The 7,431-nt window shown below is 41.3% G+C and carries 7 protein-coding genes; all 7 read right to left on the reverse strand.

All coding sequences use genetic code 11. The features are described 5' to 3' along the window. Positions 1-100: 100 nt before the first annotated feature. Complete coding sequence (locus QGT73_RS16455; RefSeq protein ID WP_124031247.1) at positions 101-619, reverse strand: hypothetical protein; 519 nt, start codon at positions 617-619, stop codon at positions 101-103. Between the two features lie 45 nt (positions 620-664). After that, positions 665-1,255 (reverse strand): hypothetical protein, encoded by a 591-nt coding sequence (locus tag QGT73_RS16460; protein WP_123483797.1) that lies wholly within the window; start codon positions 1,253-1,255, stop codon positions 665-667. A gap of 266 nt (positions 1,256-1,521) precedes the next feature. Next, complete coding sequence (locus QGT73_RS16465) at positions 1,522-2,304, reverse strand: hypothetical protein (protein WP_124031246.1); 783 nt, start codon at positions 2,302-2,304, stop codon at positions 1,522-1,524. Continuing rightward, on the reverse strand, positions 2,288-3,055 hold the full coding sequence (locus QGT73_RS16470; RefSeq protein ID WP_123483795.1) for a hypothetical protein: 768 nt from the start codon (positions 3,053-3,055) through the stop codon (positions 2,288-2,290). The genes QGT73_RS16465 and QGT73_RS16470 overlap by 17 nt, the downstream gene beginning before the upstream one ends. After that, positions 3,052-3,765 carry a DUF4304 domain-containing protein gene (locus tag QGT73_RS16475; protein ID WP_280123158.1) on the reverse strand — a complete coding sequence of 238 codons (714 nt, stop codon included), beginning with the start codon at positions 3,763-3,765 and terminating at the stop codon, positions 3,052-3,054. Before QGT73_RS16475 ends, QGT73_RS16470 begins: the two co-directional genes overlap by 4 nt. 600 nt (positions 3,766-4,365) lie before the next feature. Then, positions 4,366-5,340, reverse strand: coding sequence for a virulence RhuM family protein/type II toxin-antitoxin system death-on-curing family toxin (locus QGT73_RS16480; RefSeq protein WP_280123159.1), 975 nt, complete (start codon positions 5,338-5,340; stop codon positions 4,366-4,368). Positions 5,341-5,392: 52 nt separating this feature from the next. Further along, entirely contained in the window at positions 5,393-6,829 is a 1,437-nt protein-coding gene (locus QGT73_RS16485) for a tyrosine-type recombinase/integrase (RefSeq protein WP_280123160.1), read from the reverse strand. Between the last annotated feature and the right edge of the window lie 602 nt (positions 6,830-7,431).

Below are 7,431 nucleotides of genomic sequence, written 5' to 3' on the forward strand. Positions count from 1 at the left end.
ATCTCTTCGACAAAACTAAATCTCAAAATTTCAATGTTCTCTACGACCCAAGTGGACCAAATTTATTTAATTTTTAACTAGCTCCCATTTTTATGGGACACTAGTGTTTTTCTTTATCAAACGAATCGTCAAGAGGGAGTATTGCCACGCCATCATCTGTTGTTTCGCCATTGTCGAAATCTCCGTAAATCACAATCGCCCCGATGGAGTCCAATGGAGTGAAGGATTTTGGATGAACAAACTTATATCGCTGTTTCTCTACTTCAAGCAGACCCTTCTTCTCATAAAGAATGGCACTGTCGAACCCTATAATTACCGACGGTTCCTTCATGATATATTTGTCCGTTTCGCAATACACGGCATCAAATGTCAGGAATGTAAAGATTATGCCTGCAATCGAGAGAAGTATCCAACAAAAGGCATATATCCGAGAGATAGTATTTATACACCGCTTTTTACCGCGAATGAAATATACCGCACAACCTGACAGAGCAGTCATCCAAAACAGTACATATCCCAACCGCCAACGCAACTGCAAGCCTTTCAACACCATAAAGAGGAACAGCACCAGCATCACGGCATGAAAAGCTACCAACAATATCTTCTGCCACTTATTCATAATACCTGTGTTTTATCTGATTAACGCGGATTCCCTCTTTGTTTTTCATAACCAGTTGTTTTTAAGGACGCGTCGTGAATAAATCGGGGCGTAGAAAAAACAGAACCACACGTTTAGCAATATATATCCGGGCGTGTCTTGTTTTATGGCTATTGCTATATTGCGTTGTATGAACACAGAGACAGCGATAATCAAAGCGATATAAAATATACCGCCTATTTTCGAGTCAATCAGTGGCGTATAGAACACTGCCGCTAATGTATATAGCAGCCAAAACAGTTGCACATTGCGAAGGAATAGATAGACCTTGCGCTTTGGAAATGTCTCCGATGCCTGTTTGCCGTCTGCCTTGCCGCTCAGGAAATATAAACTCAGGAAGGGATTGACAAAGAAGTTTCCGCAGAGTATCAATGACAGATACCTGCCACCGTATCGTACACGGCTAATACGGATATTGGCAAACAACAATCCCATCGCCGAAGCCATAAGCAGTAGCTGTGCTACTTTAGCCACATCAGAGTGCAGCCATAACTTACCGTCAAGCCACCCACCACTTATCCCGACAATAAGGACAGCAGCGTAAACCAGCAATATAAAATTACCGACAATTGCAGTGATATATAATGATTTATTCATTCAAAACCGGTTGTTAATGCTTTAATGGTATAATTCCAACTCATGATATATAAAAAGAATTACAAGCAAAGCGGCTCCGATCTCTTTATACTTGCTCCTGAACGCAAAGACCACATTTTCCGTCTGTAAGAATATCAGCAATATATTTGCGACCAACAGACACCAATTAATCTTAGTAGACCCTCCGGCAAAAAGAACAGCGAAAGAAAAGAAGAACGTAATCGCGAACAATACTACAATTATCCATTTCGCCCGATAAATCAGTTTCAATGCTTGCCTTCTTTTTTATTATCCCTGACAGATTTTATCGGAGCCGGTCTAACAGCTTTGTTTGGCATTACGTTTTCAAGCATGTCCCTGACGGTCTGCTGAACTTTGATTTTTAGATATACCGATTCTTGACGTTTATGGTCGATGGTTTTCACATACAACGTATTGTTGTCATGCCAGAAGATAGTGCTAAGCCCGGATTCTTCGGTCTGACAATAAGGTCCTTCACCACTGTATTGAAGACTCTTGTATGACTCAAATTCATATATGAAGTTTCCTTCGCGACGAAAGAATCTCAAATCTAAGGGCCAGTCGCAATCATAACCGACCTGCGACACATAAATCCCATTGGTGTTTATCGCCGTGGGACAAGCCGCGCGACAGATATATTTACCGTTCTCAGAATCAAACCACCATATTGCATCGTCATGCGGCGATTCAGGGATATTGAAACCATATAATTTCAGTTCAGGCAGAAATGTTAGCCATCGTTTGTTAAAACCAAAATCCGAGTTATCATAAATAGCATATATTTCTTGTTGCCAAGCAGAATCAAGACGTTCAAATTTAGCTTGCGATTCCTTCAATACCATAGAAACAATATCATTATCGGCAATGGTATCAGCCGGAATGACATTATAGCGCGAACACTCTCTTTCGGCTTTAACATATTCCGTTTCGCTTATTTTCTCCACAGAGAAAACTGTTTGTGCGGACGCAACAGAAGCATACACCATCACAATCAGCAATATCCAAAATTGTTTATCGGTCAGTTTCATATATCAATCTGTCGTTTTCTTTATAGTTCCAAAACTTACGGTAGCAATTGCCTTGACCGTCATAATATTTCCATTCTCCAAACATACACCCTAAATATTCAGCAGGATATACATACCTATCAAATGCTGTCCAGCCTTCCATTCGTGTTTGCTTATCAGGAGATTTAATTGTCAGATATCCGATCGAATCACAATGTATTGTAATATCCGACAATATACTTAATATATTGTCGTTCCTTGTAACGCTATCCAATGTAAAAGGTATGCTGAACCTATAAGATGATACCGGATTTAATATGTCATGGATTTTCTTTATTTGGGATAACTCATAGGCTTTTGTTTCAATTTTGAACCATACCATATTATCCGGTTCGTTTTCCCACTGATGAGCAGGACTATAAAATTGGTTTATAATAGAATCTTCCTCTTCATTGAAAACTTCTACCAAATAACTGCCATCAGATAAATTATAATATCTGAAACGAATATCTATGCCCATGTTCCCCTCATATAAATAGCCGTTGATAGTTTGCTTAAAGTTTAATTGAGACATTGCTTCCGGCAACGTATGATTAGATACGTTATACGATTCAATTCTGCTTATTATACTGTCAAGGTTTTGTTTAATATCGCTTATCCTATGATCAGCTGTGCTATATCCCATAAGAATGATACCACAAATAGATAGCACAATTATTATTACAAAGCCTATGGCAATGGAATATGATACTATTTTCTGACACCTTTTCATCGCTTGCCTCCTTTCCGGTAGATAAATTGATTGGGTATGACATCGGACTCAGTGTTGTAACGGGCAAAGAATGGCAATATATATTCTGTTAGGTCGCGCTCTATTTCGCTCCTTAGTTTCATGACATCCGTGCCTGAGGTGATACAGTACCATTTATCCTCTTTGACCGTAAGCAAGCCGCCGATTCTATACCGGATAGCACACTCATATTCCTTAGGGAAAGAGGGTACAATCCCTGTGTGTTTGTAATCTTCATGCTCCAGCCAAAAAGCACCTGTAAATATACCGACATTCAATGTGAAGCGGATTTGATTGGCATCATTCCATTTATCATTTTGAATGTTCACACAATAACCTATCGAACCATTGCTTTTGAAGAAATGATTGCCTCGTTTCTTGAAATCATTATCTTTCAGATAATCCGTTATCTTTTCAAATACGAAAGTGCGTTTGCCTTGGATGTCCATTTTCGGTAATTTGTGCCTGTCTATTTTGATTAGAATACCCAATATGAGCATGACGATCGCTCCGAATACCGGAGTTTGCCATGATATAGTTTGCTCGGAAGGATTGGAGCGCCATCCCGTTACGATGCTTGTCGAATGGAAATCAGCCACAAACATATAAATTCCTATGCCAAGCATTATAGCCGAGCATATCATCAGGATTATGAACCCTTGTCGCTGAGATTTACTGATGTGGCGATTCATACGCTAATAATCATTGGTTTATCGCTGCCGAATTATGTAGATAACCGATATATAGTCCAATAAAGAAAAGTGTTGCAGATAGAATTGGATATATCACCGCGAGCCGTCGATACGCAGAAATATTATAGACATCATGCTCGCAGATTATCACTCTATATCGTTTCTTTCGCAAAAGCAACCACCATAAAGCGGCGAGTTCGAGAATGAACATGGCTGAAATTAATATTTTCACATCAAATTTCTTCAAATCAATAATATCTGTAACATCAGCCGAAAACATTACAAAACCGATTATCCCAAAAATCGGACACAGGACACTGAGCACAGCCAACAGAGGAACGAAGAATCCATCCTGTTCCTGTCGCATCTGCCACCAATAATATTGGTAGAATAAGGCTCTTAGCAGTTTCATTTGAGTCTATTATCTGTAATTAAGCAAAGTTACAACTAATAATCGACATTAGGTGTGACAAATGTCCCAAACGAGTATGAAAATCAGCGCAGAGATTAGCCGTTACATAATCATTCAGCACCGACAGGTCAATCCTCGGCATGAAATCGTTAAGCCGTGCATATTTCGGGTGTTGTTTCGTCTTATCCTCAGTTGTTCTTGTTGATTAGGTTGACGATGACTTTTACCATTGTGTCCTTTTCCTCAGTGCGACTTTCTGCTATCATAAGGGTAATGGCGACGAGGGTGTTGTCGGCAATGCGTTTGGTGCCATCCTCATTGTAGAGAATGCCGTTGCCGTTGAGAAACCACAGGAATAGAGTTGCGGCAATGCGTTTGTTGCCGTCGCTGAATGAGTGGTTTTTGGTAACAAGGTACAGGAGCATGGCAGCTTTTTCCTCCACTGAGGGATATAGGTCAACGCCACCGAAGGTCTGGTAAATCTGACCGATGGAGCTTTTGAAGGAATCGTCCTTTTCGTTGCCGAACAATGTGCTGCCACCGAATTTCTCATGTAACTCGCGGATGACTTCCATGGCGTTTTCGTAAGTGGCATGAAACGACTCTTTACAAGTGGTGTCCTCGATCTTCAGTTCCTGATAGTCGTAGCGGTCAAGAGTGTCGAGGGCGTATGTGTAATCGACAACAACATCGAGCAATGAACGGCTGTCCTCCGTAAGCCTTTCCTGATTTTGGATTGTGCGGCCGAGCACTTTTATCAACTGACTAAGCTCGTCATATTTCTGTGCAGCTATCCGCTCGTTTATGGCATAGCCTTGAAGAAGATACTGCTTCAATATCTTATTTGCCCAGATGCGGAATTGAGTACCACGTTTGGATTTAACGCGATAGCCAACAGAGATAATAACATCAAGGCTGTAAACCTGAGTCGGTTTGTACTTCGACAGAGTATTATGCAAAATTTGCATATTACTCTCTTTCTCCAGCTCGCCTTCCTTGAAAACATTAGAGATGTGGCGGGCAATAACTGACTGATCTTTGTCAAAGAGTTCGGCCATCTGCCCTTGGCTCAGCCATACGGTATCATTCTGAACTGTCACATCAATCGACATATTTCCGTCCGGCGCCTGATAGATTAAGAGCTGTGAATTATTTGTTTCCATATTCAAAATTACAATTTATATTTTGATTTGTAGCTGTTCCCGAGAATAATAGTCAAAATACTTCGGATTTTGCGCCATTAGCGATTGCGTCTATCTCGTCGGCGATTTCGTCCGAGGAGAGTTTGATATAGTCCATAAAGGTCTTTTGTGTCTTGTGGCCGCTGACGTGCATCATCTGGACTATGGAGTATTTGTGGGTTAGGTACATGTTGGTGATTCCGCTACGGCGGGCTGTGTGGGTTGTCACGCACTTGTAGCGAGGCATTATCACCTCTCCCTTTTCGTTGTGCTCGACAACGAGCTTGCCGTCCTCCACCAGTTTCTTCTGCTTTTGAGTAAGTTTGGTTACTACCATCTTGGCTAAGCCGGGCACTTTATCGGACAACTCCTTCAGAATCTCCTTTATGTAGCGGTTGAGTATCACGTCAACAATATAGGGGAGATTGTAGTTGTATTTTTCGCATATAGCCTTTAGGTTGGGATTCATTATAGGAATCTTTACCTCGTTGCGGGTTTTCTTCTGAATGAGGCGTATTACCGGTGTTCCTTTGGCAGTAGTGGTGAAACAATCCTTGTCAATGTCGTTGTAATCGCTCACGCGCTGACAGGTGTAGCACCCGACAAGAAATATATCGCGCACCTCTTCCTGCTTGCCTGACAGTGGCATTTCATACAATGCCTGAAGCTCTGCTTCGGTAAGGTATATTTCAATAGCCTTGTCTTTCTCTTCAATTTTCTTTTTTGCGAAATATTGCAGGGCGCGATCATTGTTGTGTATTCCGTCGGCATAGGCATAGCTGATGATTGCTCGTAGATCGACCAGGTATTTATTCTGCGCAGTCACCATATAATCTTTCTTCTCCATAAAATTCAGGAATTTGGTGACGAATGCACGGTCTACATCATGCCATGTGTAGCGATGCTTTCTGTCAAACAAGTCATACAGCTTCCTAAAGCTATTCCATGCCTTCACAGTGCCGGGCGCATATCTATCATGACCATTAAGCCTGGCACCGCTCTTGATTTCGTTGCAAAATCGGTCTATGAAGTTCCATATTTTGGCGCGTTCAGCATCGATGCTCTCCTTTATCAGACGCTCCTGCTCTTCCTTTATGCGTTCTTCCTCGCGTTGCCGTTCCTCCTCTTCACGCTTAGCTTTCATTATGGCTTCTGCTTTCTTCGGATTGGCGATAGAGAGGATCTCGGCCTCAACATGTGACTTATCGAAAGACATGCCTTCGACTTCCGACTTCACTACCAGTTCAATCCTATTGAGAGAGTCGTGTAGATTGAAGTTCGCCCTTTGATGTCGCATCCATTTTTCAGGACACGACAAAGCCTCTTTCCACTCCGCAACATTCACACGTATCTGAGAGGAAAAGAGCGTATCGACTTTGTGTTTCTTGTTCTGCACCCTAAAGAAAAGAGTTGCGATTTCGTTCTTCTCGTCCTGCTTGCGGATGAAGAACCGGGAAAGAGATTTTGCCATAGAATCCAAGGTTCGATTCCCTTATGAATCGGACACTGCAAAGTTAGTGACTTTTCCTGAATAGTCACTACAATAGTCACTATAATTTCTAAAACAGCCGCTATATGCCTAAATTGAAAATTGTTTAATTCGGCTTAATATCAGTATATTAGTATATAATTGAATTTAATCCGATTGATAATAATTTAACATTTATATTGCTGGTGGCACCACATAAAACCGCTAATTCTCAATGAGTTAGCGGTCTTTCTTTCATCCATACCCCTCCAAGTCACCACATTAGTCACCACACCCATCATAATTTGCTGAATTATTGTGTGTTATGCGTGTTACGGAATACACATATCTATAACACTGATATTGCAATGTATTGATTATCAGTATCTAATTTGTTATCATTCATCATCATTCGCAGCCATTCAACCTACCCGTCCGCTCCAAGAAGGGTAAACTTTAACAGACTTTAACTATAATTGCAGGGAGAAGTAACTATTCAGCGGACGCGCCGATGTAGTCGCCGTTTAGAAAAGGGCGAGGATTGCGTTGTAGGGCGAGTTGCCGTGCTTCTTGGTTGTCTCGACGATTGAATGCAGATCCATAAA

The sequence above is a fragment of the Duncaniella muricolitica genome, from assembly GCF_910574735.1.
GTDB classification, from domain to species: domain Bacteria; phylum Bacteroidota; class Bacteroidia; order Bacteroidales; family Muribaculaceae; genus Duncaniella; species Duncaniella muricolitica.